This window comes from Pseudomonas sp. B21-036 (assembly GCF_024748925.1).
Lineage (GTDB): Bacteria > Pseudomonadota > Gammaproteobacteria > Pseudomonadales > Pseudomonadaceae > Aquipseudomonas > Aquipseudomonas palmensis.
Map to the genome: position 1 here is coordinate 636,615 of NZ_CP087178.1, position 26,135 is coordinate 662,749.

Annotated in this window: 27 protein-coding genes; 13 read left to right on the forward strand and 14 right to left on the reverse strand. The window is 66.7% G+C overall.

Annotated features, from left to right (window positions below; translation table 11 throughout):
• Window positions 1–41: 41 nt before the first annotated feature.
• From cpaB to LOY33_RS02895, 8 genes are read left to right on the forward strand one after another with little or no spacing between them, the layout of a single operon-like run.
• Window positions 42–983, forward strand: a complete 942-nt coding sequence (gene cpaB, locus LOY33_RS02860; protein WP_258661280.1) for a Flp pilus assembly protein CpaB — start codon at window positions 42–44, stop codon at window positions 981–983.
• A 21-nt stretch (window positions 984–1,004) separates the two neighbouring features.
• On the forward strand, window positions 1,005–2,300 hold the full coding sequence (locus LOY33_RS02865) for a type II and III secretion system protein family protein (protein ID WP_054916708.1): 1,296 nt from the start codon (window positions 1,005–1,007) through the stop codon (window positions 2,298–2,300).
• On the forward strand, window positions 2,297–3,487 hold the full coding sequence (locus LOY33_RS02870; protein WP_043860933.1) for a pilus assembly protein: 1,191 nt from the start codon (window positions 2,297–2,299) through the stop codon (window positions 3,485–3,487). Before LOY33_RS02865 ends, LOY33_RS02870 begins: the two co-directional genes overlap by 4 nt.
• Complete coding sequence (locus LOY33_RS02875; RefSeq protein WP_043860934.1) at window positions 3,488–4,762, forward strand: CpaF family protein; 1,275 nt, start codon at window positions 3,488–3,490, stop codon at window positions 4,760–4,762.
• A 35-nt stretch (window positions 4,763–4,797) separates the two neighbouring features.
• The gene (locus LOY33_RS02880; protein ID WP_258662859.1) at window positions 4,798–5,646 is read left to right on the forward strand and encodes a type II secretion system F family protein; all 849 of its coding nucleotides are present in this window, start codon (window positions 4,798–4,800) and stop codon (window positions 5,644–5,646) included.
• A gap of 1 nt (window position 5,647) precedes the next feature.
• Window positions 5,648–6,532 (forward strand): type II secretion system F family protein, encoded by an 885-nt coding sequence (locus LOY33_RS02885; protein ID WP_258661290.1) that lies wholly within the window; start codon window positions 5,648–5,650, stop codon window positions 6,530–6,532.
• Window positions 6,533–6,546: 14 nt separating this feature from the next.
• Window positions 6,547–7,230 (forward strand): tetratricopeptide repeat protein, encoded by a 684-nt coding sequence (locus tag LOY33_RS02890; protein ID WP_258661293.1) that lies wholly within the window; start codon window positions 6,547–6,549, stop codon window positions 7,228–7,230.
• A complete protein-coding gene (locus tag LOY33_RS02895; protein WP_258661304.1) occupies window positions 7,227–7,484 on the forward strand; it encodes a DUF3613 domain-containing protein in 258 nt (85 codons plus the stop codon). The genes LOY33_RS02890 and LOY33_RS02895 overlap by 4 nt, the downstream gene beginning before the upstream one ends.
• A 40-nt stretch (window positions 7,485–7,524) precedes the next feature.
• On the opposite strand, the gene LOY33_RS02900 is transcribed toward LOY33_RS02895, so the two are convergent.
• The 4 genes from LOY33_RS02900 to LOY33_RS02915 form a co-directional block, all read right to left on the reverse strand.
• Complete coding sequence (locus tag LOY33_RS02900; protein ID WP_256582768.1) at window positions 7,525–7,653, reverse strand: hypothetical protein; 129 nt, start codon at window positions 7,651–7,653, stop codon at window positions 7,525–7,527.
• A 38-nt stretch (window positions 7,654–7,691) separates the two neighbouring features.
• Window positions 7,692–8,858 (reverse strand): hypothetical protein, encoded by a 1,167-nt coding sequence (locus LOY33_RS02905; protein WP_258661306.1) that lies wholly within the window; start codon window positions 8,856–8,858, stop codon window positions 7,692–7,694.
• Between the two features lie 126 nt (window positions 8,859–8,984).
• Window positions 8,985–9,764 (reverse strand): response regulator transcription factor, encoded by a 780-nt coding sequence (locus tag LOY33_RS02910; protein WP_258661309.1) that lies wholly within the window; start codon window positions 9,762–9,764, stop codon window positions 8,985–8,987.
• A gap of 134 nt (window positions 9,765–9,898) precedes the next feature.
• Complete coding sequence (locus LOY33_RS02915) at window positions 9,899–10,369, reverse strand: A24 family peptidase (RefSeq protein ID WP_043860939.1); 471 nt, start codon at window positions 10,367–10,369, stop codon at window positions 9,899–9,901.
• A 75-nt stretch (window positions 10,370–10,444) separates the two neighbouring features.
• Here LOY33_RS02915 and LOY33_RS02920 point away from each other — a divergent pair, with 75 nt between their 5' ends.
• Both LOY33_RS02920 and LOY33_RS02925 read left to right on the forward strand, forming a co-directional pair.
• Window positions 10,445–10,888 carry a TadE/TadG family type IV pilus assembly protein gene (locus LOY33_RS02920; protein ID WP_043860940.1) on the forward strand — a complete coding sequence of 148 codons (444 nt, stop codon included), beginning with the start codon at window positions 10,445–10,447 and terminating at the stop codon, window positions 10,886–10,888.
• A complete protein-coding gene (locus tag LOY33_RS02925) occupies window positions 10,885–13,560 on the forward strand; it encodes an ATP-binding protein (RefSeq protein WP_258661322.1) in 2,676 nt (891 codons plus the stop codon). Before LOY33_RS02920 ends, LOY33_RS02925 begins: the two co-directional genes overlap by 4 nt.
• Here LOY33_RS02925 and LOY33_RS02930 read toward each other — a convergent pair.
• From LOY33_RS02930 to LOY33_RS02970, 9 genes are all read right to left on the reverse strand, one after another.
• A complete protein-coding gene (locus tag LOY33_RS02930; RefSeq protein WP_236176664.1) occupies window positions 13,545–15,494 on the reverse strand; it encodes a pilus assembly protein TadG-related protein in 1,950 nt (649 codons plus the stop codon). The genes LOY33_RS02925 and LOY33_RS02930 overlap by 16 nt on opposite strands.
• Window positions 15,495–15,599: 105 nt before the next feature.
• On the reverse strand, window positions 15,600–16,169 hold the full coding sequence (locus LOY33_RS02935; protein ID WP_054916641.1) for a DUF4136 domain-containing protein: 570 nt from the start codon (window positions 16,167–16,169) through the stop codon (window positions 15,600–15,602).
• 19 nt (window positions 16,170–16,188) lie between these two features.
• On the reverse strand, window positions 16,189–16,818 hold the full coding sequence (locus tag LOY33_RS02940) for a DUF4136 domain-containing protein (RefSeq protein WP_258661334.1): 630 nt from the start codon (window positions 16,816–16,818) through the stop codon (window positions 16,189–16,191).
• 30 nt (window positions 16,819–16,848) lie between these two features.
• Window positions 16,849–17,598, reverse strand: a complete 750-nt coding sequence (locus LOY33_RS02945; protein ID WP_104572956.1) for a methyltransferase domain-containing protein — start codon at window positions 17,596–17,598, stop codon at window positions 16,849–16,851.
• On the reverse strand, window positions 17,595–17,900 hold the full coding sequence (locus tag LOY33_RS02950; protein ID WP_043860945.1) for a MazG-like family protein: 306 nt from the start codon (window positions 17,898–17,900) through the stop codon (window positions 17,595–17,597). Before LOY33_RS02950 ends, LOY33_RS02945 begins: the two co-directional genes overlap by 4 nt.
• Window positions 17,901–18,022: 122 nt before the next feature.
• On the reverse strand, window positions 18,023–18,613 hold the full coding sequence (locus tag LOY33_RS02955) for a LysE family translocator (RefSeq protein ID WP_104572955.1): 591 nt from the start codon (window positions 18,611–18,613) through the stop codon (window positions 18,023–18,025).
• A gap of 49 nt (window positions 18,614–18,662) precedes the next feature.
• Window positions 18,663–19,496, reverse strand: a complete 834-nt coding sequence (locus LOY33_RS02960; protein ID WP_043860947.1) for an AraC family transcriptional regulator — start codon at window positions 19,494–19,496, stop codon at window positions 18,663–18,665.
• A 40-nt stretch (window positions 19,497–19,536) separates the two neighbouring features.
• Entirely contained in the window at window positions 19,537–20,409 is an 873-nt protein-coding gene (locus LOY33_RS02965; RefSeq protein ID WP_088514183.1) for a MaoC/PaaZ C-terminal domain-containing protein, read from the reverse strand.
• Window positions 20,410–20,411: 2 nt separating this feature from the next.
• A complete protein-coding gene (locus tag LOY33_RS02970) occupies window positions 20,412–21,764 on the reverse strand; it encodes a 3-oxoacyl-ACP reductase (protein WP_054916637.1) in 1,353 nt (450 codons plus the stop codon).
• A gap of 124 nt (window positions 21,765–21,888) precedes the next feature.
• On the opposite strand from LOY33_RS02970, the gene LOY33_RS02975 reads away from it, so the two are divergent.
• Window positions 21,889–23,166, forward strand: coding sequence for an acetyl-CoA C-acetyltransferase (locus LOY33_RS02975; RefSeq protein ID WP_043860950.1), 1,278 nt, complete (start codon window positions 21,889–21,891; stop codon window positions 23,164–23,166).
• Here LOY33_RS02975 and LOY33_RS02980 read toward each other — a convergent pair.
• Window positions 23,153–24,169, reverse strand: a complete 1,017-nt coding sequence (locus LOY33_RS02980) for a bile acid:sodium symporter family protein (RefSeq protein WP_043860951.1) — start codon at window positions 24,167–24,169, stop codon at window positions 23,153–23,155. The two genes, LOY33_RS02975 and LOY33_RS02980, sit on opposite strands and share 14 nt — an antisense overlap.
• Before the next feature lie 85 nt (window positions 24,170–24,254).
• On the opposite strand from LOY33_RS02980, the gene LOY33_RS02985 reads away from it, so the two are divergent.
• Window positions 24,255–25,046, forward strand: a complete 792-nt coding sequence (locus LOY33_RS02985) for a helix-turn-helix domain-containing protein (RefSeq protein WP_088514185.1) — start codon at window positions 24,255–24,257, stop codon at window positions 25,044–25,046.
• Window positions 25,047–25,238: 192 nt separating this feature from the next.
• Window positions 25,239–26,132 carry a PA4780 family RIO1-like protein kinase gene (locus tag LOY33_RS02990; RefSeq protein WP_043860953.1) on the forward strand — a complete coding sequence of 298 codons (894 nt, stop codon included), beginning with the start codon at window positions 25,239–25,241 and terminating at the stop codon, window positions 26,130–26,132.
• The last annotated feature ends 3 nt before the right edge of the window (window positions 26,133–26,135 follow it).

Sequence of the window (26,135 nt, forward strand, 5' to 3'; positions counted from 1 at the left end):
CCGCGCGGCCGAAGGGATGTTCAGGCAGAGGGAGCGCCGACATGAGCAGTCGCATCACCATGATCCTTGCCGTGCTGTTCCTGATCGGTGCCGTGCTGGCAGGTTACTGGGGGCTGGTGCTCAGCCGTGCATCCGAGGCACCCGAGCCGCCGCAAGCGGCGGCGCCAGGGCCGGCCGACCCGGCTCAGCCGGGGGACCAGGCCACGGAGGCTGGCACCGATGCATTGCGCAAGCCCGTGCTGGTGCTGCGCCGCGACGTACCCGCCTACACCGTGCTGACAGCCGAGGATCTGAGTGTCGAGCGCCTGCTGGTGGCCCCGGCCGGCAGCTTCCAGCGCCCCGAGCAGGTGCTGGGCCGCACCAGCTGGCGGGCCCTGCCTGCAGGTACCTGGCTGGAGGAGAGCAGTTTCGAGGCCGGTGGGCCGCTGGCGCGCATGATCCACCCCGGCGAGCGCGCCCTGGCGGTGGCGGTGGACGAAGTGGTCGGCGCCGCCGGACAACTGCGCCCCGGCGACTACGTGGATGTGCTGCTGTACCTGCGCGAAGACAACCTCAACCCGCAGGCCTCGGCCCAGGTGGCCGTGCCGGCCTTGCGCCTGCTCAGCGTGGGCGAGCAACTGGGGCTGGCCAACGATGGCCGCCCGCCGGAGGCCGACACCGATGCCAAGGCGGCCCAGGAACAGCGTCGCGCCATGGCGCGCACCGTGGTGCTGGCGGTACCTGAAGCCCTGGCCAGCCGCCTGTTGCTGGCCGCCCAGGCAGGCAGCCTGCGCCTGGCGGTACGCAGTGCCGAAGAGAAACGCCTGGCCAGCTACTGGGCCGACCCGCAGGCCGCTGCACCGCAACTGGACAACGCCAACCGCGATCTCTTTCGCTTCAGTCAACTGGCCATGACCCCGGCCGCCGCCCCGGTTGCAGGCCAGGCGCCCAGGCACCAGATGCAGATCATTCGAGGCCCCCAGGCTTCAACGCCCACCCCCTGATCGAAGCAAGGATGCCCGTTGATGAGCAGTCGTTCCGAGCTGATGTTCAAGCGTTCCATCCTGACCCTGTTGTTGCTGGGGGGGCCGGCTGCCCATGCCCTGGCGGCGCCGTCGGGTTGTGCCGGGTTGAGCCCGGTGCCGGCCAGCATCGAGCTGGACCAGGGCCTGCAGCAGGAGATCCGCCTGCCGGTGCCGATCACCCGGGCGGCGGTTGGCGACCCCAACATCGCCGATGTGCAGGCCAGTGGCGAGCGCGGCGTGGTGGTCAGCGCCGTGGGCCCCGGCGCCACCAGCCTGATGCTGTGGACCGCATGCGCCAGCGTGCCGCGCCAGAGCATGCTGTTCATCAAGGGCCGGGCCACTGCCGAGATGGCCGACAGCGCCTTGCCGCCCAGCCTCGACCCCTTGCTGCCGAGCCAGGTGCAGGCCGATATCCGCTTTGTCGAGGTCAGCCGCACCAAACTCAAGGAGGCCGGTACGCGGCTGTTCTTCAAGGGCTCCAACAACTCGCTGTTCGGCTCGCCGGGCAGCGTGCCCAACACCACGGTGTCGCCGGGCTACGTGCCGGGTGCGGTGACCAGCCCCGATGGTGGCGGCGTTGGCGGGCTGGTCAAGGTGCGCCCGAGCATCCCGCTGAACAACGATGTGTTCAATATCGTGTGGGGCGGCGGCAGCAGCCGCTTCCTGGCGGCCATCGATGCGCTGGAGAGCAGCGGCTTCGCCTACACCCTGGCGCGCCCCAGCCTGGTGGTACTCAGCGGCCTGACCGCGAGCTTTCTGGCCGGCGGCGAAATCCCCATTCCGGTGCCCAGCACCGGCAGCGACACGGTGACCATCGAGTACAAGGAGTTCGGCATTCGCCTGGCGTTGTCACCCACGGTGGTCAGCCGCGACCGCATTACCCTCAAGGTGGCGCCGGAGGTCAGCGAGCTGGACTACAACAACGCAGTGCGCATCGCCGGCGTCACCGTGCCGGGCCTGACGGTGCGGCGCACCGACACCAGCGTGTCGCTGGCCGATGGCGAGAGCTTCATCATCAGCGGCCTGATCAGCAGCAGTGCGCGCTCGGCGGTGGACAAGTTTCCGGGCCTGGGCGACGTGCCGATCCTGGGCGCGTTCTTTCGCCAGTCGTCGATCAGCCGTGAGGAGACCGAGCTGCTGATGATCGTGACCCCGCGCCTGGTGCAGCCGCTGGCGGCCAATGCCAAGTTGCCCGAGTTGCCCGGCGAGCGCCTGCGCACCTACGACCCGAGCTGGGGGCGCCTGTTCTTTCTCGAGAACGGCAATTTCGAACAGCGCAGTGGATTGAGCCAATGAGCCAGAGCCTGAGCCAGACCTTCCTTGCGATCACCCGTGACGACGGTGACCTGCAGTGGCTGAAAACCGCCCTGGCGCCGCTGGGCCAGGTGGTGGGGGCCGGCAGCGGCAGCCTCGACGAACTGCTCGCACTGGTGGATGTGACCTTCGCCAACCTGGTGTTCGTGGGCCTGGACCGCGAGCAGGTGGTGAGCCAGTGCGCGCTGATCGAAGGGGTGCTGGAGGCCAAGCCGATGCTGGCGATCGTTGCCCTGGGCGATGGCATGGACAACCAGCTGGTGCTCAATGCGATGCGCGCCGGTGCGCGGGACTTCGTCGCCTATGGCTCGCGCTCAAGCGAAGTGGCCGGGTTGGTGCGCCGCCTGAGCAAGCGCCTGCCACCGGTGACCAGCAACCCGCACCTGGGCGGCCTGACGGTGCTGTACGGCACCCAGTGCGCCAGCGACGGCGCCCTGCTCACCAGTCACCTGGCGCGGGTGGTGCAGGGCAGTGGTCAGCAGACCCTGTTGCTGGACCTGGGCCTGCCCCGTGGCGACAGCCTGGCGCTGCTGGGGCTGGAGGCCTCGTTTCACTTCGGTGATGCGCTGCGCCACCTGCGCCGCCTGGATGCCACCCTGATCGACAGCGCGTTCGCCCGCGAACCCTCGGGCCTGCGCCTGCTGGCCTATACCGACAGCGACGAGGCACTGGAGCGCACCAGCGCGGCCGAGCTGTACATGCTGCTCAGCGCGCTGCGCCAGCACTTCCAGCACATCGTGGTGAACCTGGCCGGGCAGCCCGACAGTGAGCCCTTGCGCACCTTCGTCAGCCATTGCGACAAGCTGATCTGGTACACCGACCAGAACGTGCTGGACTGCCGGCGCAACCTGGAGGTGCTGACCCTATGGCGCGAAAAGGGCATGAAACTGGAACACGCGAGCCTGCTGGTGGACCGCTACCTGCGCAGCGTGGCGCCCGACTCTGACGCGCTGGGCAAGCGCTATGGCCTGCCGGTGCTGGTGGTGCTGCCCTACAGCCCCGAGGTGCGCCTGAACGCCAAGAACCAGGGGCTGTCGCTGTTCGAGGTGGCCCCGCGCGAGGCCTTGACCCAGGCGCTCAAGGCCTTGGGCGAGCGGCTGGCACGACGTTCGGAAAGCCTGCAACCGAAGGCGGGCAACTGGATGAAGCGCCTGTGGGGGCACAAGTAGATGAGCGGCGACGAGCTGTTCGGCGGCCCACGGCAAAACCCGGGCAGCGACCCGCAGGGGCTCAAGCGGGCCTTGCACCGGCACATCATCGATGCCATCGAGGACACCGGCCTCAACCTGCTGGAGGGCGCCCGCCCGGCGCTGGCGCAGTTCGTGGTGGAGCAGGTGGGCGACTACATCGCGCGCCAGCACCTGGCCGTGTCGCGCTACGAGATGGAGCGCCTGGCCGAGGAGATCGTCGACGAGCTCACCGGCTTCGGCCCGCTTGAGGTACTGCTGCGCGATGCGGGCGTCACCGAGATCCTGGTCAACGGCCCGCACCGGGTGTTCATCGAGCGCGCGGGCGTGCTGCAGCAGACCGACCTGCGCTTTATCGACGCGCATCACGTGGAGCGTGTGATGCAGCGCATCCTCGCGCCGTTGGGGCGGCGCCTGGACGAGTCGTCGCCGATGGTCGATGCGCGCATGCCCGACGGCAGCCGGGTGAATGCGATCATCCCGCCGGTGGCGCTGGACGGGCCGTGCCTGTCGATCCGCAAGTTTCGCAAGGACATGCTCAAGAGCGCCGACCTGCTGGCCACCCGGGCCATCGACCAGGCGATCCTCGACTTTCTGCAACGAGCCGTGGGCAAGCGCTGCAACATCCTGGTCAGTGGCGGCACCGGCACCGGCAAGACCACCTTGCTGAACATCCTCAGCCAGTTGATCAGCCCCCGTGAACGCCTGGTGACCATCGAGGACGTGGCCGAGCTGCAGCTGGATCACCCGCACGTGGTACGCCTGGAAACCCGCCCGCCCAATGCCGAGGGGCATGGCGAGATCAAGGCCAGCGAGCTTATTCGCAACGCCCTGCGCATGCGTCCGGACCGCATCATCCTGGGCGAGATCCGCGGGGTCGAGGTGCTCGATGTACTGACCGCGATGAACACCGGCCACGACGGTTCGATGAGCACGGTGCACGCCAACAACGCGCAGGACGCGCTGCTGCGCCTGGAGACCCTGGTGGGCCTGACCGGTCGCCAGGTGGCCGAGAAGACCTTGCGCCAGATGATCTGCGCCGCGCTCGACGTGGTGATCCAGCTGGCCCGCCTGCCCGATGGCCGTCGCTGCGTGAGCGAGGTGCTGGAGGTGGTGGGGGTGCGCGACGACGTGTATGTCACCAACACGCTGTTTCGCCTCGACCGGCGCGGCGGCGACACCTTCCTGCGCGAGGCGGTCAACCCGGCCAGCGACAAGCTGCGTCGTGACCTCAACGATGCGGAGCCCGGGCCGTGAGCGGCGCGGTGTGGTTGTGGCTGGGGGGCGTGGTCATGTTCGGCATCTCGATGCGCCTGTTCTATACCAGCCTGCACCGCTCGGGCAACGAACGCATTCTGCAGCGCCTGGGCCAGCACCAGCAGGCCGCCGACAACAGCGGGCCACGTGGCCCTGACTGGCTCGAGCTGATGCTGTTGCGTGCAGGTTTCGACCGCCGCAATGACCGGCTGATGGCATGGGGGGCAGGCTGGCTGCTGCTGGCCGTGTGCGCCGGGCTGTACGGCGGCTGGCCTGGCCTGCTGCTGGTGCTGCTGGCGGGGCCGTTGCTGTTGCGCCTGTTCCTGGCCTGGCGGTACCAGCACCGGGTACGCCGCCTTATCGAACAGTTGCCGGTGCTGCTTGATCATTGCGTGCGCAGCCTGAAGGCCGGGCGCACGCTGAGCGATGCGGTGCTGGGGGCCATCGATGCCTCGCGCGAGCCGTTGCTGGGGGCCATGCAGCGGGTCAAGCGCAACGTGCAGTTGGGGGTGAGCCTGGACGATGCGATGTCGGATCTGGCCGAACTGTATGCGCGCGAAGAGCTGCGCCTGTTCGCCCTGGGCCTGCGCATCAACCACCGCTATGGCGGCAATGCCAGCGAGTTGCTGGAGAACCTGATCAAGGTGATTCGCGAGCGCGAGCAGGGCGCGCGGCAGCTGCGCGCGATGACCGGTGAAACCCGCATCACTGCCGTGGTGCTGGCGGTGCTGCCGGTCAGCGTGGCCGGCTACTTCATGTTCAGCAACCCCAATTACCTGCTGACCATGTGGCATGACAGTGTCGGCCAGCGCCTGCTGTTCAGTGCCTTCGTGCTGCAGGCGCTGGGGTGTCTGGCGCTGTGGCGCATGTTGCGGAGTATCTGAGATGGCCTTGTTGCTCAGTGCGGTGTTGTTGTTTGGCGCGTTCGCCCTGCTGCTGGGTCAGTGGCTGCGTCAGCGGCGCAGTCAGCGCCTGGTGGAGCAACGCCTGCAGGGGCGTGCGCCGGACGAGCCGGCACTGCGCGGCTGGTTGCAGCGCATGGGCGACAGCCGGCTGGGGCAGCGTTCGCTGAACCTGGACGGCGAGACCCGCCAGTTGCTCGACCGGGTGGGTTGGCGGCGTTCGCGCCAGCGCTCGCTGTTCGCGGCCTGCCAGGTGGGCTTGCCGCTATGCCTGATGGGGGCGGCGGTGCTGGTGCAGGAGGTGTTCTTTCGCGAGAGCCGTTCGCCCTGGTTGTTCCCGCTGATGGGGCTGGGGTTGGGCTACCTGCTGCCCAAGCGGTTGCTGGCGCTGCTGGCGGCACGCCGTCAGCGCCAGGTGGCGCAGGAGGTGTCGACCTTCATACCGCTGCTGCGCATCATGTTCGAGTCGGGCCTGGCGGTGGAGCAGAGCCTGCGCCTGCTGAGCCTGGAGGGGCAGCGCCTGCTGCCGGTGCTGAGCGAGGAGTTGCGGCTGTTGTTGGCACGGGTCGATTCGGGGTTGGCGCTGGCGCCGGAGCTGGACAAGAGCGCGCAGTTGCTGGGGGTGGAGGCGTTCAGCGACACCTGCATCATCCTGCGCCAGTTGCTGACCCAGGGGGGCGGGGCGATGAAGTCGCTGCTGGCACTCAAGCAACTGCTCGATGACCGGCGCCTGACCACCTTGCAGGAACGGATTTCGAAGATGTCGGGAAAGATGTCGGCAGTGATGATGCTGTTTCTGTTCCCGGCGTTGCTGATCGTACTCGCCGGCCCGGGCTTCACCGCCCTGGCCAGGGCATTCGGGGCTTGAGAGGAGTGGACGCAATGAAGGCATGCATCGCGGCGCTGGGGTTGTTGTTGCTCGGTGGTTGCGCCACGGATGGCTCGGCGCCGTGGCTGGCCATGCCGGGCTCGACGGCCAGTTGTGCCAAGCCCGATTCGAGCCAGGAGCTGTCGCTGAACATGGCCGACGAGATGCTTGCCGACGGGCGCCCGCATGCCAGCCTTGCGCACCTGGAGGCGCTGCCGGCCGATCTGGCCCAGGTGCGGGTGCGCAAGGCCAAGGTGCTGCGCCTGCTTGGACGCAGCGAGGCCGAGCCGCTGTACCGCAGCCTGCTCGGCGGGTGCCTGGCGGCCCAGGGTGAGCATGGGCTGGGGCAGATGGCGGCGGCCCGTGGCGACAACGCGCAGGCGCTGCAGCATCTGCAACGGGCCATGCAACTGGCCCCCACCGACGAGAAGATCCGCAACGACCTGGGGGTGGTGTACCTGAACCAGGGCAAGCTGGAGCAGGCGCGCTTCGAGTTTCTGACCGCAATCGAACTCAAGGACAGCGACCGTCTGGCGGCGGTCAACCTGGTGACCTTGCTGCTGTACCAGGACAAGTGGCAGCAGGCGGCCGACCTGGTGAGCCGGCTGGGCCTGAGTGCGGCGCAATTCAACGAAGCGCAGGCGCGCGCCCAACAACTCAAACCTGGCAGTGTGGCTGCCGTGCAGAGGTCGTCATGAACAGTCGGATACTGGTGATGCTGGTAGTGCTGCCGGGCCTGGCCCAGGCGATCGAGCCCGGGCCTTCGTCCAAGGCGCAGTCGGCCACCGAGGCGTGGTTGCAGTTGCAGGCCAGCGGCGCGCAGGCCTCCAAGACCCCGCAGAGCGCCACGCCCAAGGAGCGCGACCAGAGCATGCAACGCTGGCTGGATACCTACAAATACGTGATTCCGGATTTCTTCCGGTGGGAGAAGACCAGCAATAGCGACAAGTGAGTCATGCCCAAGAAAAAGCCCAGCGTCGGCTGGGCTTCATTCACGATTTGGGCTTGGCGGAGAAGTTTCTGAGCACCATGCTCTTGAGGGCTTCCCGGGTTTGCTCGGAGGAGCGCTTGCTGGGGCTCTCTTCCTTGTATCTGGTTTTTAGTACTTTTAGGGAGGTCATCTACGGCTCCTGAAAGTAATGGAAATATACGCTGAGTGTCATGTTTCAGGTTCTATTTGCGCTAGGGATACTAGCATTTTCCCGAAATGATAGCAAATCGGCTCCAGAAGTTGAGCAAAGTTCATCGCGCTGTCTTCATCGCGGAAAATCCCCTTTTTGTTGCGGTATATATTCATTACGGCGATGGTTTCATAGACAGGGAGTTGTTCCGCATCCGCCTCGCGTCGAACCTGAATGGGAATGGAGAGTATCGACTGGGCTTCTTCTATATCGTTGTAATACTCCAGTACATCATGTTTGAAGCGATTGCAGAACTCGCGGTTCTTGTACGCAAGATTGTCCAGAAACAGAGATATTTCGCTTTGGGTATGGTGCAGGTATTGCGCCATACCGAAACTGGCGCACATGGGGGCGCCGGGGATGATGGGTTGCGTTGTGACACCGGCATAACCCTGTTCGACATAAGGGAAGCAAATCGGCTCTTTTATGAAGTCGTCCCGCTCGCCGAACTCGACTTTGGTAGACACCGTGAAAGTCGTATCTTCAAGCACCAGGATGCCACTGCACTTTGCCAGTTTGCCAAGTGTTGAGTTGTTGTACAGAAATAGCTTGCTGGAATCGATGATGCGGGCAATGTTGTCCATGCTGCCGTCGGCAAGCGTTACCGTATCGAGAAAACCCGATGGCACCAGGGTCATGATGTTGGCTCGATAGACCGACGACTTGCCTTCATTGCCATCCCAGTCCTTGGCCAGCGACAACACACCGTGCAGGCACTCGCGCATCAGCTTGTGGACCACGTCGGGTTTGGGCGCCTCGCTGTTGAGTTCCGCTTTGATTTCCAGACGCCGGGCGCCGAGGATACGCATGTAGGCAGAGTAGTTTCCGAGAAACGACTTTGACGGAGTGCTTTTTATGTAACTGTGCAGTTGGCTGCGCGCCGAGTTGTTTTCCCGGTTGACGGCTATTTCCCGTATCAACAGGAACAGGCCGAGGTAGAGCAACAGCCTGAATGCCGTGGACGCTTCATTCAGCGGCGCCCCCTCGCAGGTGGGTAACAGCCCAAGGCACAGGTTGTTGAACTGTCCTGTTATTGCCGAGCTGTAAAGGGAGATGTAAGCACCCACCAGAACGGTAGCGAAAATGGCAATAGAGCCGAAGAACGCACCGCTGGGGGCACACAGCCCTTTGAGAAATGAAGTCATGCTTGAGCAGGCCACACATCGACGAGAAGTGGCCCGGATTCTTGCATAGCCCAAGGGGGCTGGCATATCCAATTTGTTTCAGGTTTCACCGCTGCCTTCGAAGGCTCGAAGGCAGCGGCGACCTGTTCAATGCGCCGTGATGCGCTGACGCAGCGCCGAGGGGTTGGGCGCCAGCGCCAGGGCCAGCTGGGTGCGGTTGTGCATGTGGGTCAGGCGCAGCACCTGCGACACATACAGCTTCACCGTGTTCTCGGTAATGCCCAGCTCGCAGGCGATCTGATAGTTGGTCTGGCCCTTGCCCACCAGCCGCGCGACGTCCAGCTGGCGCGGTGACAGCTGGTCGAAGATCGCCGGCATGCTCTCGGCTGCCGTTGCATCCTCGCCACCCTGGCCCGTGCCCACCACCTGCTCGCGGGCCTTGCCCAGGTCCTGGTAGAGGTCGTCGATGGATTCGGCCAGGTACTGCAGCTTCTGGTTGAGGTGGCCCAGGTGCTGGAAGTTCTTCTGCCGCTCCAGCAACGCGGTCTCCTGGCGCTTGAGCCCCTCGAGCAATTCGGGGAGGTCCACCGGCTTCTGGTAGTAGTCGGCGAACCCCTCGCGCAGCGCCTTGATCACATCCTGCTTCTCGGCCCGCCCGGTGAGCATGATTGCCTCGAAGATCCGCTGCTTGCCGGCAATGGCCTTGAGCGCCTTGACCAGCTCGATGCCGTCACGCTCGGGCATGTGCAGGTCGCACAGCACCAGGCCGATTGCCGGGTCTTCGGTAAACCGCTCGATGGCCTGCTGGCTGCTGTGGCACGGTACGCACCGGTACCCGCTGCCCTCGATGAATTCACACAGCTCTTCGACGATCAACGGCTGGTCGTCGACGATCAACACCTTGAATGGACTCACTGGCTTGTTCACACGCAACTCCCTGCTGACGTGCCCTTCCTGGTACGGCCATGACGCTTGTGGTATCGAGGGGCAGTGACTAGAAAAATAGACGCAGTTGGCGGCTATGTACAACGTATGTACAGCAGGTTAGACGGGTTGTTCGATCAATGGATCCATACCGCAGCCAATAAAAAACCGGCCAGCACGAAGGGGGCGAAGGGCTGTTTTTTTGACGCTTCTTCGATCACCTGCCTGAAGCGTTGCTTAACCTTCTGACTCAGAAGGGACCACAGCCAACGGCGGCTGAGCAACCAGATCACCACCGCCACCCCGGCACCGATGAAGGTGCCCAGCAGGTACATCCGATCAGTGGCAAGCGCCAGCGCACCCAGCAGTTTCACATCGGCGGCGCCCAGGCGCCCGAGCATGTAGCCGGGCAGGGTCAGCAGCATCACGATCAGCAGCGCCCAGCCGCCCTCGCTGGCATCGGCGCCGATCCAGGTGTGTCCGGTGATGAAGAGGTAGGCCAGGGCGCAGGCTGCGGCGCCAAGGGTCAAGGTGTTGTTGATCTGCCTTTCTCGGGCATCCTGTTCGGCACACAATGCGAGCCACAGCAGCAGGACGATGCTTTGCATAGGCGAAATGCCATCCCTTGGTCGTGATTGATTCTATGCTTGATTGCGGGTGTCATTGTCAGGGTAGACGCGATCATGAAAGCAGGCCTTGCAAGACGGCAAAAAGGTGCGGCGGCGATCGAATTCGCCGCCGTGTTCGTGGTGTTCTTCGCGGTGTTCTACGGGGTGGTCAGCTACGCCCTGCCACTGCTGATGCTGCAGTCGTTCCACCAGGCCAGCAGCGAGGCGGTGCGCCGCTGCATGGCGCTGGACCCGACCAGCGCCACCTACCGCACCGATGTGCCGGCACTGGCCCGCGAGGTACTGGCCCAGCAGCTGGCGTGGATGCCGGGAACGCTGAAGTTCCAGCCCGGCACCGACGCGGTCGTGACCCTGAGCAACACCAACCTGCTGACCGTGCGCATCAACTACGCCAAGGCCCGGCTCACGACGGTGCTGCCGGTGCTCGACCTGCCGGTGGTGGGCGAGGTGCCACGCCTGCCGGCAACCCTTGGCGCCACCGCGAGCCTTCAGCTTTGAGCGGTGGCCACGGCCTGTTCGATCGCTGGCGCGGGCGCCCGGCCGCCGCGGTGGCCGCACCGCAGGCCCCGGTACCGGCGGCGGTGGGCCTGCAGCTGTGGCTCGATGACAAGGGCCGCGTGCTGCGCCTGGGCGGCCCGCTGCGCAGCGCCCTGGCGCTGCCCGCGCAGGCTGCTGCGCGGGTGCAGGATTACGTGCAGGCGCACAGCCTGCTGGTGCTCGAAGGCGAGCCCGCCGACTGGCAGGCACAACCGCTGGACCTGGACTTCAGAACCGCCAATGGCAGTACCCTTCACACCCGCGGCTGGTTGCTGGCCCAGGGCGAGGACTGGCTGTTGCAGTTATTCGATGTGGGCGATCTGCTGCAGCAGCGTCAGCAGGGCCAGGATGCCCGGCGCCAGCAGCAACTGGCCCGCCAGGTCGGCGCAGCACTGCGCGATTGCAGCCTGGAGCGCCTGCCCCAGGTGGCCGCCGAGCAGTTGCAGCGCCTGGCCTGGCACTGGCGCATGGGCTGGGCGGCGCTGCTGCTGCGCACCCCCGGCGGCTGGCAGACCTTCGCGCGGGACGCATCGAGCGTGCCCTGGGCCGACGATGCACGCCTGAGCGCGGTACTCGACCGCCTGCCGTCGGGGCGCGTGCTGTGCAGTGCCGAGTTTCCGGCCTTGCAGGTGCTCTGCCCGACTCACCCGATGTATGTGGTGGGCCATGCGCAGCAGCATCAGGCCCAGGCCTGGCTGCTGTGCGCGGACGAGGGTGGGCAGGCCCGGCCCGAGGCGGCCCCCCTGCTGCTCGATGCCATGGCCGAGCCGCTGCTGGCGCGCCTGGCCGGCGACCGGCTGCAGGCCAGCCAGCAGCGCCTGGACAATGTACAGGGGTTGCTCGGTGCGGGCTGGTGGGAGTGGTCGCTGCACGAGCCCTACCTGCACCTGGCACCGGGGCTGGCGGCCAGTTTCGGCGTGAGTGCGCAACTGGCGCTGCCGGCCTGGTGGGCGCTGCTGCACCCGGCCGACCGGGAGGCGGCGCAACTGGCGTTCGAGGCGCTGCAGCGCGAGGGCTGCAGCCTGCAACTGTGCGTGCGCCTGCAGGCCGCGTCGCTGCGCTGGTACCGCATCTGTGGCGATGTGCACGGGCAGGGGCAGCAGCGACGTCTGCAGGGTTTCATGCTCGACATCAGCGATATCAAGGCCCAGGAGCAGCAGGCCAGGGCCGCGCACGCACGGCTGGACAACCTGATCGCCAGTTCGCCGGCAGTGATCTATATCCAGCGCTATGACGCCGGTGCGCTGCAGGCCGAATTCTTCAGTGCCAGCCTGCAGCCGCTGCTTGGCTGGACGCCCGCTGCCGACCTGCAACCGGCGCACTGGGTACACCCCGACGACCAGGCGCTGTGGCTGCAACGTACCCGCGACCTGCTGCGCGAGGGCCAGGTGCGCAGCCGCTACCGCCTGCGCGATGCGCAGGGCATCTACCACTGGGTGCTGGATGAAGCGCGCCTGCTGCGTGACGACCTGGGCCTGCCGGTGGAAGCCGTGGGTATCTGGCTCGACGTGACCGAGGCGACCCTGGCCGCCGAGCGGGTGCGCGAGAGCGAGGAACGTTACCGGGTGCTGGTGGAGGACTCGCCGGCGATGATCTGCCGCTACCGGCCCGACCTGACTGTGTTGTTCGGCAACCGCCCGCTGGCCGACTACCTGGAGTGCCTACCTGACCAGTTGCCCGGGAGCGACCTGGGGCAGTGGATGTCGCCGGCCCAGCGCGAGGCGTTCGTGCAGCGCCTGGCCGGCCTGACCCCGCAGCAGCCGGTGAGCAGTGCCGAAATCTGCCTGCAACTGCCGGGGCGCGAACATGCCTGGTGGGTGTGGTCCGACCGCGGCCTGTTCGATGAGCAGGGCCGTCTGCTGGAGGTACAGGCGGTGGGGCGCGACAACACGGCGCTGCGGCGCAGCCAGCAGCAGCTGTTGCAGAGCGCGAAGATGGCCACCCTGGGCGAAATGGCCACCGGCCTCGCCCACGAGATCAATCAGCCGTTGAACGTGATGCGCATGGCGGTGGTCAACGCGCTCAAGCGCCTGGAGAACGGCGACGTGCAGGTGGAATACCTGCAGGACAAGCTCAGGCGCATCGATGCGCAGGTGCTGCGGGCCTCGAAGGTGGTGGACCACATGCGCGTGTTCGGGCGGCGTTCGGAGGTCGAACAGCAACTGTTCGAGCCCTGGCAGGCGGTTGAGGGTGCCGTGTCGTTGCTGGCCGACGGCCTGGCTGGCAAGGGCGTGGCGCTGAACCTGGGCCCGGCGCTGAGCGGCTGCCATGTGCGCGGCCATGCCGATCAGCTCGAGCAGGTGCTGATCAACCTGGTGGTGAATGCCCGCGACGCCTTGCTGGGCCGGCGTGAGGCCGACCCGCAGTTGCGCCCCTGGATCGCGGTGGAGGCCGAGCCGGTGGCGGGTGGGGTGCGCCTGCAGGTGCGCGACAATGCCGGCGGCATCGACCCGCGGCTGCTGGAGCGGATTTTCGAGCCGTTCTTCACCACCAAGCCCAGCGGCGTGGGTACCGGGCTGGGCCTGTCGGTGAGTGGCGGAATCATCGAGGGCATGGGCGGGTTGCTCAGCGCACACAATGGCGCCGAGGGTGCGTGTTTCGTGATCGAGCTGCCGGTTCAGAGCATCAGCTGAGCGCGGTTGCCGTCACAGGTGAGGTTGGCACCGACCTCGACGTTCACCAGGTCCAGCCCCAGTGCCTTGAGCAGTGCGTTGACCAGCGGATCGACCAACTTGCCGAGCAGGTTCCTGATCACTGGCTGCAGCAGCGCCTTGACGTCATCGAGCAGGTTGCCGGCCACCACCAGCACGTTGCCGAGCAGGTTGCCGTTGAGCGGGCGGTACACCTGCAGCTCGATGCCATTGATGGTGTTGTTCAGGCTCTGCACGATATCGCTGGCCGAGGTGGCCATGTAGGCCGGTGGCAGGTCGATGTCCGGTGGCGCGCTGGCGTTGCGAAACAGCAGGTCGGTGGCAGGCCCGGTGGAGTTGCTGCCCAGCAGCGGCGCATTGACCTTGAGCCCTACGCCACCGCCAGCGAAGGCGGTGCGCGCGCCGCAGGTGGACGGCAGTATCAGGAAGCGCGTGCAGTATTTGCTGCCGATGTCGATCAGCGGCAGCGGCGAAATGGCGGTGTTGCCCGTGCTGAAAAAGGCCTGGGGATCGCTGAACATGCCCACCGAAACGTTGAGCGCCGAACTGCGGGTGCTGGCGGTCAGGGTCTTGTCCGGCTTGCAGCTGTAGCGGGTGACCTGGCTGCTGGCGCTGGCGACTTCCAGGCCGATGTCCAGGTGTACCACCCCAGGCAGCAAACGGACGTCGCTGACCTTGCACGGGATCGCCAGCAGGCAGAACACCGACTCCAGCGTGGCCACCAGATTGAGGCTGAGCAGGTTGCTGACCACGTTGGTCAGCGGTTCGGCCAGGTCGAGCACGGCGTTGAGCAGGCCGGTGATGCTGTTGAGCAGCGGCAGCTCCAGGCTGACCAGCGCACGGACCTGAGCGGTGTGCACCTTGATGGTGTCGTACTGCGGGTTGCCCACGGCGGAGATCTGTTCGGGTTCTATGACCTTGAGGCGCAGGTTGGCCTTGACCAGCGGCGGGATGTTGAGCGGCACCTCGGCGGTGGCCGCAGTGTTCTTGTTGGCCAGCATCACCGAGGCCTTGAGCAGTTGCAGCAGTTGCATCTGGGCATCCAGGCCGGACTGGACCGCGCCGTTCTGGATGTCGAGGATATCGCCCAGCTTGACCAGCGGGTTGTTGCCGGCACCGAGTACCAGCTTGCCGAGGTCGGTCACCACCTGGGCCGCCGCGCCGCCGCGCCGGGCGAGATCGACGGCGACATCGAGCAGGTCGGTCAGGTGCAGCTGTTTGCCCAGCAGTTCATCGTAATTGCCGACCTGCACCCCGGCCTTGATGGCCAGGGCATCGAGAAAGCTCAGCAGGTCGACGTTGACGTCGGCGATGCCCTGCCAGCCCAGTACGTCGAGGTTGACGTTGCCGCCAAGGGCCTTGAACAGGGCGTTGAGCACATCGGACTTGCGTGTGTCGATGGTCAGCAGGGTGCTCTTGAGACGCAGCATCGCCTGCGGTGGCTTGGGCAGCGAGGCCACCGCACTGGCGTGCAGGGTGGTGGTGGCCGGCACGGCGACGCCGCTCAGCAGGGCCTGTACACCGGCGGCAATGCTGGTGGCCACGGCGCTGCTGGCACTGACCCGGATCGCTTCGCTCTTGCTCGGGTTGACGGTATAGGTGCGCCGGCTGCCGGCACCGGTCTGCAAGGTGCCGCAGGTGGTGGCCAGGGTATGCTTGGCGCCGGGCGCGAAGCCGTTGCGTGCGGCGCTGGCCTGGGCCACGGTCGCCGCCTGCGGGCCGCTGCCGGTGCACACCGCACTTTGCCCAGCCGCCTCGAGGGCGGCCATGTCGACCACCCGCTGCAGCGAACGCTGTTCCAGATAGAGCCGTCCGCTATCGATCACCAACAGGGCGAACACCAGCGCCAGGGCCAGTGTCAGGGCGGCCATCAGGCCGATCGCGCCACGCTGCCGGGTTGGGAATCGGGTAGCCACGAGCACTCCTTTGCCGGCACCAGGCCGTGCGCGAACGCATGCGTCAAAGAAGTGTAGTCAAGATAATGGCCAGTCGCCTTGAGGTGGCGACCGGCCATCGCCGGCTCAGTGGGGCGGGTAGTTGGCCAGTACCTTGGCCACGGTATTCTGGATCGCGGTGTTGCGCTCGGCGGGGCCGGGCGGGTAGTTGTTCATGATCTGCTCGGCGCTGCCGCGCCATACCAGCTTGCCGTCGCGGCTGTCGAACAGGTCGACCTGGATGGTGGCGACCTTGTAGTCGACGCTGCGGGTCTCGTTGTAGGCCGGGCCGCCCCAGTAGCCACCCCAGTAACCGCCCCAGGCACCGCCGTAGTTGGTGGTGATCTGCTGCTGGCGGTTTTCGACGATCAGGTAGGTCTGCACCTTGAGGTCACCCCTGGCGTTGCCCTGGGCCGGGCGCAGGCCACGCTGGTCGAGCTGTTCGCTGACGGCCTGGCGGATGCGCTGCTCGGTGAGGTCGCTCTTGATTCGCGGGTCGTCCGGGCGATATTGCAGGGCCGGCTCCTGCCAGCTCCAGCTGCGGTAGGCCGCAAAGTCGCGGCTGGCATCGAAGTCCTGGGTGACGTTGTTGCTCTGGCAGGCGCCGAGCAGCGCCAGCAGGGCCAACAGGGGGAGTAGAGCGAGACGGCGCAGCATGATGATTCTCCGGTTGCCTTCAGCTTGGGGGGTAGCCATCCAGGGCCTTATGCACGGCATCGCGCAGGGCGCGGGCGCGCTCGCTCGGTGAGCCCTGGCTGGTGGTTTCTGCGCTGGCGCTCCAGACCGGCTGGCCGCTGCCGGCATCGAACAGGTCCAGGCGCACCACCATCACGTCGACCTGGTAGGTGCGTATGATCGGCACGCTGCCATACACACCATAGCCGTTGCGATAGCCGCCGTAGCGGTTGTAGCCGATGCCCCCGTAGCCGTAGTTGTCATAGGGGTAGTAATCGTCGCGCACCTGGCGCAGGCGCCGTTCCATGCGCAGGTCGGCACTGACCAGCAGGTCGCTGCGGGTGCTGCGCGCAGGCCGCAGGCCGCGCTGGTCGAGGGCGGCGCTGACTGCGTCGGCAAGCTCGGCCGGGTCGCTGGAGGCGCTGCCGGCCGGGAGCTGGCCGTTGCGCCATGACCAGCTGCGGTAACGGCCATAGTCACGGGCTGGTGCCGGGTAGGCGCTGGCGTCGAAGGTGGTGGCCGCCTGGGGCGGGGCGGGCGGCAGCGGTCGGGAGCTGGCCACATACGGGTTGCTGCCCTGGCAGGCGGCCAGGGCCAGGCACAGCAGGCCCAGGATCAAACGGTACGGCATGGCAGTCTCCCGGCAGACACGGCTCGGTACTCAGCGTGGGTGGCACATCCAGTGCAGGTAGCGGCCCAGGCCGGCGAAGGCCGGGTGGCGGCGGTGCGCCAGTTCCATTTCGAGCAGGTCGAGCAGTTCTGCCTTGGCCTGGAACTCGACGGGCATGTAGTCGTGGAACACCCGTACACCGCTCTCGCTGTGTATATCCCACAGACCTTCAAGGTGCGCCCGGAGTTCGCGCGGATCAAGTGGTTTTTGCGGGGTCAGGCTCTGCTTTTCACCGGCCAGGCTGGCCCCGCGCAGTTTGCGGAAATGGCCCTTGAGCAGGTTGCGATACACCAGTGCGTCGCGGTTGTAGAAGGCCAGCGACAACAGGCCGTCGGTGCGGGTGAGCTGGTGCAGCACCGGCAGGATGGTCTCGGGTTCGGCCAGCCATTCGAGCACGGCGTGGCACAGCACCAGGTCGTAGGGTTCGGTGAGCTGGCCGAGCAGTTCCTGCCAGGGCGCCTGGATGAAGGTGGCCGACTGGCCGGCGGCGGCGAAGCGTTCGCGGGCGCCCTCGAGCATCGGCGCGGCGGGTTCGGCCAGGGTCACCTGGTGGCCACGCTCGGCCAGCCACAGGGCCATGTGGCCCAGGCCCGCGCCGATGTCGAGCACGCGCAGGGGGCGGTCGGGCAGGGCTTCGGCGAGGTCGGCCTGGAGCACCGCGAGGCGGATGGCGCCCTTGGCGCCGCCGTAGATCTTTTCGGCGAAGCGGGTCGCCAGGGCGTCGAAGTGGCGGTCTTTCATCGGGCGAAGCGCCGTTCGCTGTCGGCCAGCTTGCTGCGCACCACCTGGTCCATGTCCAGGCCCAGTTCGCTGCACAGCAGCAACAGGTAGAGCACCACGTCGCCGACTTCCTGGCCGGCGTGTTCGAGCTGCTCGGGGGACAGCTGGCGCGACTGGTCCTCGCTGAGCCACTGGAAGATCTCCACCAGCTCGGCCATTTCCACGCTGGCGGCCATGGCCAGGTTCTTGGGGCTGTGGAAGCCGCGCCAGTCGTTGTTGTCGCGGATGGTGTGCAGGCGGGTGGTGAGTTCTTGCAGGTTCATGGGTGGGGGCTCTCCTCGTGCGGCGTAGCTTAGCGCGGGTCGGCGGGTTTTTCAGGGGATTGTGCTGGCCTGTTCGCCGGCAACGCCGGCTCCTACAAGCCCTGTGTCAGGTGCATGGGGCCTTACTGCCAGAGGCTGGCCCAGGCCGACACCAGCAATAGCAGCGCCAGCCCCTGGTTGACCCGGCGCAGCACCACCGGCGAACCGCTCAGGCGCCGCGCCCCGCTGCCGAGCAAGGCCCAGCCACCCAGGCACGGCAGCGCGATCACGAAGAACACCAGGCTCAGGTGCGTCACCTGCAGCAGGCGGTCGCTGGCTGCGGCATCGATGAACACGCTGGCCACCGCCAGCGCCATCATCCACGTCTTGGGGTTGATCACCTGCAACGCCGCCGCGCCCCACAGGCCCAGCCTTGCCGACGTCGCGCCCGATTGCTGCACCTGCACTGGGCTGCGAAAGATCTTCCAGGCCAGCCAGGTCAGCCAGGCCACGCCCAGCCCGTTGAGCAGCGGCTGCACCGCCGGGGCCCGGAACAGTGCCTCGCCCATGCCACTGCCCACCAGCCAGACGATCAGCGCGGCCCCTGCACCGGCCCCCAGGATGATTGGCAATGCAGCGCGCAGGCCATGGCTGGCGCTGTTGCTCAGTACCAGGAAATTGGTCGGCCCGGGGGTGATGGACGCAACGAAGGCAAACAGCATGAAGGCCAGCATGGGCAGGCTCCTTGGTAGAGGGGCTTGCATGCTCGCGTGTTGGCGCGCGTCAGTCTGGAAGCTTTGTGCAGCGCCTGCGGTACTGTGCCGGGGTCATGCCATAGGCGCGCAGGAACCAGCGCCCCAGGTGGCTCTGGTCGGCAAAGCCCAGCGCTGGCGCCACCTGTGCCGGGCTCGACCCTGCCGCCAGCAGCCGGCGTGCATGGGCCAGGCGCAGTTGCACCAGGTAGGCGTGGGGCGCCAGGCCGAACGCGGCCTTGAAGGCGCGGCTCAGGCGAAAGCGGTCGATGTTGCACGCCGCCGCCAGTTGCTCGAGGCCGATGTCGTGGTGCAGGTGTGCATGCAGGTAGTCGCGCGCCCTTTGTGCCACCAGCGGCAGGCGCGGGTCGGGGTCGAGCCGGCGGCGCCATTGCAGATGCCCGCTCAGGTGCTCCAGCAACTGGTCCAGTGCCGCCTGGCGCACCATGCGCAGCTCCGGTTCGTGCAGCGACTGGAAGGCGCACGCGGTGGCCGCTGCCAGGCGCGGGTCGCTGGCCAGGGTGTGGGCAAAACCGGGTTGGCTGGCGGGCGGGGCATGCTCGGTAAAGCCGCGCAGCTCGCGCTCCAGCCATTGCGGGTCGAGGTAGAGCATGCGGTAGGTGAAGCCCTCGGGGCTGGGCGCATCGCCGTCGTGCAACTCGCCGGGTTCGAGCAGAAACACCTTGCCCGGTGTGCTCTGGTGGCGGGCGCGGCGACAGGTGAACTGCTGGACGCCCTGTTCGGTCACGCCCACCAGGTAGCTGTCGTGCCAATGCGGATCATAGGCATGCCCGCGAAAATGCGCGCGCAAGGTCTCGATGCCGGTATCGGGCTCCTGGCGCAGATCTATCCAGTTGCTGTTCATCGTGTGCTACCGGCAAAGAAAACCGTTATCGCCCGGTCCGTCAGGCAGGTCTAGAAGATTCGTGCAGCGTGTGCCAACTGCCGGTCATGTGCACCAGGTCGCCATGGCCTACCAGGCGGAACTGGCCGTCGGGTGCGACTGCGCTGCCCTCCAGCACCACTTCGCTGGGCAGGCGCACAGGCTTGTGAAAGGCCACGTCCACCTCGTAGCCGCTGAGCGGCAGGTGCCCGCGCAGCGCGGCCAGCGCCATGGCCTTGCTCCACATGCCATGGGCGATGGCCTGGGGAAACCCGAACAGGCGAGCGCTGAGCGCACTCAGGTGGATGGGGTTGTAGTCGCCGCAGACCTTGGCGTAGCGCCGGCCGATGTCGCTGTCGGCATACCAGCGGGTCAGCTCGCCCAGAGGCAGCGGTTCAGGGGTGTCGACGGCGGGTGGCTCGCCTTCGAGCTTGACGCCGCGACACAGCATGCGGCTGCGCTCGTGCCAGAGCAGCCCCAGGCTGTCTTCGGCTTCGGTCATCAGGTCGAAGGTCGCGCCCTTGGCGTGGGGCTGCAGGTTGTCGACGAACACGCTGAAGCGCAGCGTGCCGATGCCACCCAGCGGGCGCACCACGCGGATGCGGTTGTTCAGGTGCACCAGGCCCAGCAGCGGGAACGGGAAGTCGTCGGCGGTCAGCAGTTGCAGTTGCAGGGCGAACGCCATCACATGGGGGAAGGTCGGCGGCAGGTGGCTGTCGTCGCCGAAGTGGCAGAGCTTGCGGTAGGCCTGCAGGCGCTGTGGATTCACGCCGATGGCGCAGTGCAGGCCGCTGGCGGGCAGGCTGTCGCCGGTGATGCTGCGCTTGCGCGCAGCCTTCAGGTACAGCCCGCTCAGCCCTTGCGTGCGGTGCAGATCGTGCCAGTGTCGGTCCATGCTCATGCCCCCATCACGGCCTGGCCGCATACGCGCAGCACCTGGCCGTTGACCGCGCCACTGCCGGGCTGTCCCAGCCAGGCCACGGCTTCGGCAACGTCCTGCGGCAGGCCGCCCTGGCCCAGGGAACTCATGCGTCGCCCGGCTTCGCGCAGGGCGAAGGGGATGGCCGCCGTCATGCGTGTTTCGATGAAGCCGGGGGCCACCGCATTGATGCTGGCACCCCGCTTGGCCAGCAGCGGCGCCCAGGCCTGGGCCAGGCCGATCAGGCCGGCCTTGCTGGCGGCATAGTTGGCTTGCCCGCGGTTGCCGGCGATACCGCTGATCGAGGCCAGCAGCACGATGCGTGCGTTGTCGTGCAGCGCGCCGCCGTCGAGCAGCGCCTGGGTCAGCACCTGGGGGGCCTTGAGGTTGACCGCGAGCACGGCGTCCCAGTATTCGGGGGTCATGTTGGCCAGGGTCTTGTCGCGGGTGATGCCGGCGTTGTGCACGACGATGTCGATGCCCTCGGGGAGCGCTTCGAGCAGGTGCGCCGATGCATCGCTGGCGCAGATGTCCAGCGCCACGCTGCGCCCACCCAGGCGCGCGGCCAGGGCGTCGAGGTCGGCCTTGGCCTGGGGCACGTCGAGCAGCACCACCTCGGCGCCGTCACGGGCCAGGGTTTCGGCAATGGCGGCGCCGATGCCGCGGGCCGCACCGGTGACCAGCGCCTTGCGCCCGGCCAGCGGGCGCGACCAGTCCTGTACCTGGGTGGCGCAGGCGGTCAGGCGCAGCACCTGGCCGCTGATGAAGGCACTCTTGGGCGAGAGGAAGAAGCGCAGCGCGCCTTCGAGCTGGTCCTGCGCGGCCGGGTCCACATACAGCAGTTGCAGGGTGGCGCCGTTGCGCAGTTCCTTGGCCAGCGAACGGCTGAAACCTTCCAGGGCCCGCTGCGCCACGCTGGCCAGCGGGTCGTCCAGCGATTCGGGCGCGCGCCCCAGGATCACGATGTGCGCACTGGCAGCCAGGCTGCGCAGCAGCGGCTGGAAGAACTCGCGCAGTTGCTTGAGCTGGTCGCTGTCGCTCAGGTGGCTGGCGTCGAACACCACGGCCTTGAGCTTGGGCCCCAGGCCCGCGACCCAGGCCGGCAGTTCGAGGCTTTCATCGGCATAGCTGTAGACCTCGTCGGTCAGGCGCCTGGCAAAGGCGGCCACGTTCGTCACCAGCGGCCCGCCGCCGAGCAGCAGGGCGCCTTCGACCGGGCGCAGCCTGCCGGCTTCCCAGCGCTCCAGGCGGGCGGGGGTGGGCAGGCCGACGGCACCGGCCACGCGCCGACCGAATGAAGAGTTGGCGAAGTCGATATAGCGGTCGCTCATGTGAACGTCTCCCGGAAATTAAGCACCAAAGTGTGGACCATGTTTCGCCTTCGGTCGTTCGACTGGCGAAAAAACACCTACGCTATAGCGGGTCTATCCCGTCTCGGAATAAGGAAGTCTGTGCATGCGCGCTTTACGTCGGGTCGCGATCATCGGCGGCAATCGAATCCCGTTCGCCCGCTCCAACGGGCCCTACGCCACGGCCAGCAACCAGGCGATGCTGACTGCGGCAATCGAAGGGCTGGTGGAGCGTTTCGGCCTGCATGGCCTGCAACTGGGCGAAGTGGCGGCGGGCGCGGTGCTCAAGCACTCGCGCGACATGAACCTGACCCGCGAATGCGTGCTGGGCTCGCGGCTGTCGCCGCAGACCCCGGCCTATGACCTGCAGCAGGCCTGCGCCACGGGGCTGGAAACCGCGCTGATGGTGGCCAACAAGATCGCCCTGGGGCAGATCGACAGCGGCATTGCCGGCGGTGTGGACACCACCTCCGATGCGCCGATTGCGGTCAACGAGGGGCTGCGCAAGTTGCTGCTGCAGGCCAATCGGGCCAAGACCACGGGCGACAAGCTAAAGGTGTTCCTGCAACTGAGGCCCTGGCACCTCAAGCCCGAGCTGCCGCGCAATGGCGAGCCGCGTACCGGGCTGTCGATGGGCGAGCACTGCGAGCTGATGGCGCAGACCTGGCAGATAGGGCGTGCCGAGCAGGACGAGCTGGCCTTGCGCAGCCACCAGAACCTGGCCCGGGCGTTTGCCGAAGGCTGGCAGGACGACCTGCTCACGCCCTTTCTGGGCCTGACCCGCGATCACAACCTGCGCCCGGACCTGACCCTGGAGAAACTTGCCAGCCTCAAGCCGGTGTTCGAGCGCAGCGCCAAGGGCACGCTGACGGCGGGCAACTCCACGCCACTGACCGATGGCGCTTCGGTGGTACTGCTGGCCAGCGAAGAGTGGGCCCGCGAGCGCGGGCTGCCGATCAAGGCGTATTTTCTCGATGGTCAGAATGCTGCGGTGGATTTCGTCAAAGGCCAGGAGGGGCTGCTGATGGCGCCGGCCTATGCGGTACCTCGACTGCTGGAGCGCAACGGCCTGACCCTGCAGGACTTCGACTTCTACGAGATCCACGAAGCCTTCGCCGCCCAGGTGCTGTGCACGCTGAAGGCCTGGGAAGACGCCGACTACTGCCAGAGCCGGCTGGGCCTGAGCGAGCCGTTGGGCGCCATCGACCGCGACAGGCTCAACGTTAAGGGCAGTTCGCTGGCAGCAGGGCACCCGTTCGCCGCCACCGGCGGGCGCATTCTGGCCAACCTGGCCAAGCTGCTGGACGAGGCCGGCCAGGGCCGCGGGCTGATTTCGATCTGCGCCGCGGGCGGGCAGGGCGTGACCGCGATCATCGAGCGCTGACCAGCGGCGCCTCCTTGGCCAGGGGCGCCGGGCGGTTGGCGTAGTGTTCGGCCATGATCGAGCACACGATCAACTGCAGCGGGTGATAGATCATGATCGGCAGCAGAATCAGCCCCAGCCCGGGATGGGCGCCGAAGATCAATGCGGCCATCGGTGCGCCGGCGGCCAGGGATTTCTTGCTGGCGCAGAACACTGCGGCGATCTCGTCGGCCGGGCTGAACCTGAGCAGCCGCGCGCTGCGGGTGGTCAGCCACAGGATCAGCGCCAGCAGCAACGCGCTGCCCAGAACGGCGGTGAGCAGTACCGAGCCACCCTGCTGCTGCCACAGCCCCGAGATCATCGAGTTGCAGAACGCCGCGTACACCAGTAGCAGGATCACCACCTTGTCCATCACGTTGGTGTAGCGCTTGTGGCGGGCAAAGAAGCGGCCCAGCCACGGGCGCAGCAACTGCCCCAGCACCAGCGGCAGCAGGAGCATGGCGCACAGGTCGAGCAGGGTGGCGCCCAGGTCGATGCCATCGCTGCCGTTGCCCACCACCAGGCTCACCAGCCACGGGGTCAGGAAGATGCCCAGCACGCTGGACAGGCTGGCGTTGAGGATCGCGGCGGGCACGTTGCCGCCGGCGCTGCCGGTCAGCGCCACCGACGAGGAGATGGTCGAGGGCAGGGCGCACAGGTACAGAAAGCCCAGCATCAGCAGCGCCGGCACATGGCTGCCCAGCACGCTGTTGCCCAGCCACCACAGCAGCGGGAACACCACGAAGGTGAAGCCCTGCACCATCAGGTGCAGGCGCCAGTTCTTCAGGCCATGGCGGATCTGTTCGCTGGACAGGTTGATGCCGTGCAGGAAGAACACCACGAACACGCCGATGTTGATCACGTATTCGGCGTGCATCGAGCCGCCGCTGGCACCGAAGTGCGGGAACAGCCAGGCGAGGAAGGTGGCGAGAAACATGCCGCACAGAAACCAGTCGGTTACCACGCGCTTGAGGTGAGCTTGCATAGGCGGGCCTGCGAATCATCTTGTAATAACGAAGCGGCAGGCTAACCTGTGGCCATTCTTCCGTCTCGCGACACAAGGCCAAGCGATGCCGAGTAACGGACAAAATCTGCTGCCACGCCCAATCCCGCTGCTCGATGCCCTGCCGCGGCCACTGTATGCGCGTGCCGAAAGCCTGGGGGCTGGCTCGTGGACGCCGCGTCATCGACACGACTGGATACAGTTTTCCTATGCGATCAGCGGGGTGCTGGGGGTGTACACCGCCGAGGGCAGTTTTTTTGCGCCGCCGCAGTGGGGCGTGTGGATACCGGCCGGGGTGGAGCATGAGGTGATTACCTCGACTCGTGCCGAAATGCGCAGCCTGTATGTGCGTCAGGCCGATGCGGCGTGGGCCGGGCCGCGCTGCCGGGTGCTGGAGGTGACGCCGCTGGCCCGTGAGCTGATCAAGCAGTTCTGCCTGTTCCCGGTGGATTACGCCGAAGGCGAGAGCCCCGAGGCCCATCTGGTGCAGGTGCTGCTGGAGCAGTTGCAGGGGCTGCCGGAGGTGGGTTTTTCGTTGCCGCTGCCGCAGCACCCGCGCCTGCTCGAGGTGTGCAATGCATTGTTGGCGCACCCGGAGCAGGACGCCGGCCTGGCCTACTGGGCCGAGCGCCTGGGGCGTTCGCAGAAGACCCTGATGCGGTTGTTTCAGCGCGAGACGGGGCTGAGCTTTCGCGGCTGGCGCCAGCGCATGCGCCTGCTGTCGTCGCTGCAGGCGCTGGAGCAGGGGCAGAGCGTGACCCAGGCGGCGCTGGGTTGCGGCTATGAGTCGACGTCGGCGTTCATCGTGGCGTTCAAGGGCTTGTTCGGGGCAACGCCGGGGGAACTGTTCAGGCAGTGAGTGTCTGCCATGTCCGGGAAGCCAGGGGGCACTCGGTGCAGGCGGGATTAAATTATTTGGACATTATCGGGTCCACTTCCTTTGAGGGCCTTGTTGTATCGTGAGCGCGCATCTGGCTCATGGCTGTGAGACGATGGCCGGCAACCCGTGATACCCGTGTGTTTGGCAAAACAGGACCCAGAACAAAAGCCGATGAAGACTCCAAAACGCATAGAACCACTGATAGAAGACGGGCTGGTCGATGAAGTCATCCGACCCCTGATGAGTGGCAAGGAAGCCGCGGTGTACGTGGTGCGGTGCGGTACCGAGCTGCGCTGCGCCAAGGTCTACAAAGAGGCCAACAAGCGCAGCTTCCGTCAGGCCGCCGAATACCAGGAGGGCCGCAAGGTGCGCAACAGCCGCCAGGCGCGGGCCATGGCCAAGGGCTCCAAGTATGGGCGCAAAGAGGCCGAGGAGGCCTGGCAGAATGCCGAGGTGGCAGCCCTGTTTCGCCTGGCCAGTGCCGGCGTGCGGGTACCCAAGCCGTTCGATTTTCTCGATGGGGTGCTGTTGATGGAGCTGGTGTCCGATGCCCATGGCGATGCGGCGCCACGCCTGAACGACGTGCACCTGGAGGCCGATCAGGCCCGCGAGTACCACGACTTCGTGATCCGCCAGATCGTGCTGATGCTGTGCACCGGCCTGGTGCATGGCGACCTGTCGGAATTCAACGTGCTGCTCGGCCCTGACGGCCCGGTGATCATCGACCTGCCCCAGGCGGTGGATGCGGCCGGCAACAACCATGCGTTCAGCATGCTCGAGCGCGATGTGGGGAACATGGCCGGGTACTTCGGCCAGTTTGCCCCGGAGCTCAAGGCCACCCGCTACGCCAAGGAAATGTGGGCGTTGTACGAGGCCGGCGAGCTTACTCCGGAAAGCCCGCTGAGCGGGCAGTTCGCGGAGGACGAGCACAGCGCCGATGTCGACGGGGTGATGCGCGAGATCGAAGCGGCACGCCTGGACGAGGCGCGCCGGCAGGCTGCACGCGCCGAGGCGGAGAACGGCCCGGCCAAGGCCGAGGAACCGCCACCGCCGTGGATGCAGTAACGC

Excerpts from the sequence above, each read along its gene's own strand:
- cpaB (WP_258661280.1), top strand. The coding sequence starts at position 42 with ATGAGCAGTCGCATCACCATGATCCTTGCCGTGCTGTTCCTGATCGGT.
- LOY33_RS02865 (WP_054916708.1), top strand. The coding sequence starts at position 1,005 with ATGAGCAGTCGTTCCGAGCTGATGTTCAAGCGTTCCATCCTGACCCTG.
- LOY33_RS02870 (WP_043860933.1), top strand. The coding sequence starts at position 2,297 with ATGAGCCAGAGCCTGAGCCAGACCTTCCTTGCGATCACCCGTGACGAC.
- LOY33_RS02875 (WP_043860934.1), top strand. The coding sequence starts at position 3,488 with ATGAGCGGCGACGAGCTGTTCGGCGGCCCACGGCAAAACCCGGGCAGC.
- LOY33_RS02880 (WP_258662859.1), top strand. The coding sequence starts at position 4,798 with ATGTTCGGCATCTCGATGCGCCTGTTCTATACCAGCCTGCACCGCTCG.
- LOY33_RS02885 (WP_258661290.1), top strand. The coding sequence starts at position 5,648 with ATGGCCTTGTTGCTCAGTGCGGTGTTGTTGTTTGGCGCGTTCGCCCTG.
- LOY33_RS02890 (WP_258661293.1), top strand. The coding sequence starts at position 6,547 with ATGAAGGCATGCATCGCGGCGCTGGGGTTGTTGTTGCTCGGTGGTTGC.
- LOY33_RS02895 (WP_258661304.1), top strand. The coding sequence starts at position 7,227 with ATGAACAGTCGGATACTGGTGATGCTGGTAGTGCTGCCGGGCCTGGCC.
- LOY33_RS02900 (WP_256582768.1), bottom strand. The coding sequence starts at position 7,653 with ATGACCTCCCTAAAAGTACTAAAAACCAGATACAAGGAAGAGAGCCCC.
- LOY33_RS02905 (WP_258661306.1), bottom strand. The coding sequence starts at position 8,858 with ATGACTTCATTTCTCAAAGGGCTGTGTGCCCCCAGCGGTGCGTTCTTC.
- LOY33_RS02915 (WP_043860939.1), bottom strand. The coding sequence starts at position 10,369 with ATGCAAAGCATCGTCCTGCTGCTGTGGCTCGCATTGTGTGCCGAACAG.
- LOY33_RS02920 (WP_043860940.1), top strand. The coding sequence starts at position 10,445 with ATGAAAGCAGGCCTTGCAAGACGGCAAAAAGGTGCGGCGGCGATCGAA.
- LOY33_RS02935 (WP_054916641.1), bottom strand. The coding sequence starts at position 16,169 with ATGCTGCGCCGTCTCGCTCTACTCCCCCTGTTGGCCCTGCTGGCGCTG.
- LOY33_RS02940 (WP_258661334.1), bottom strand. The coding sequence starts at position 16,818 with ATGCCGTACCGTTTGATCCTGGGCCTGCTGTGCCTGGCCCTGGCCGCC.
- LOY33_RS02945 (WP_104572956.1), bottom strand. The coding sequence starts at position 17,598 with ATGAAAGACCGCCACTTCGACGCCCTGGCGACCCGCTTCGCCGAAAAG.
- LOY33_RS02950 (WP_043860945.1), bottom strand. The coding sequence starts at position 17,900 with ATGAACCTGCAAGAACTCACCACCCGCCTGCACACCATCCGCGACAAC.
- LOY33_RS02955 (WP_104572955.1), bottom strand. The coding sequence starts at position 18,613 with ATGCTGGCCTTCATGCTGTTTGCCTTCGTTGCGTCCATCACCCCCGGG.
- LOY33_RS02960 (WP_043860947.1), bottom strand. The coding sequence starts at position 19,496 with ATGAACAGCAACTGGATAGATCTGCGCCAGGAGCCCGATACCGGCATC.
- LOY33_RS02965 (WP_088514183.1), bottom strand. The coding sequence starts at position 20,409 with ATGGACCGACACTGGCACGATCTGCACCGCACGCAAGGGCTGAGCGGG.
- LOY33_RS02970 (WP_054916637.1), bottom strand. The coding sequence starts at position 21,764 with ATGAGCGACCGCTATATCGACTTCGCCAACTCTTCATTCGGTCGGCGC.
- LOY33_RS02975 (WP_043860950.1), top strand. The coding sequence starts at position 21,889 with ATGCGCGCTTTACGTCGGGTCGCGATCATCGGCGGCAATCGAATCCCG.
- LOY33_RS02980 (WP_043860951.1), bottom strand. The coding sequence starts at position 24,169 with ATGCAAGCTCACCTCAAGCGCGTGGTAACCGACTGGTTTCTGTGCGGC.
- LOY33_RS02985 (WP_088514185.1), top strand. The coding sequence starts at position 24,255 with ATGCCGAGTAACGGACAAAATCTGCTGCCACGCCCAATCCCGCTGCTC.
- LOY33_RS02990 (WP_043860953.1), top strand. The coding sequence starts at position 25,239 with ATGAAGACTCCAAAACGCATAGAACCACTGATAGAAGACGGGCTGGTC.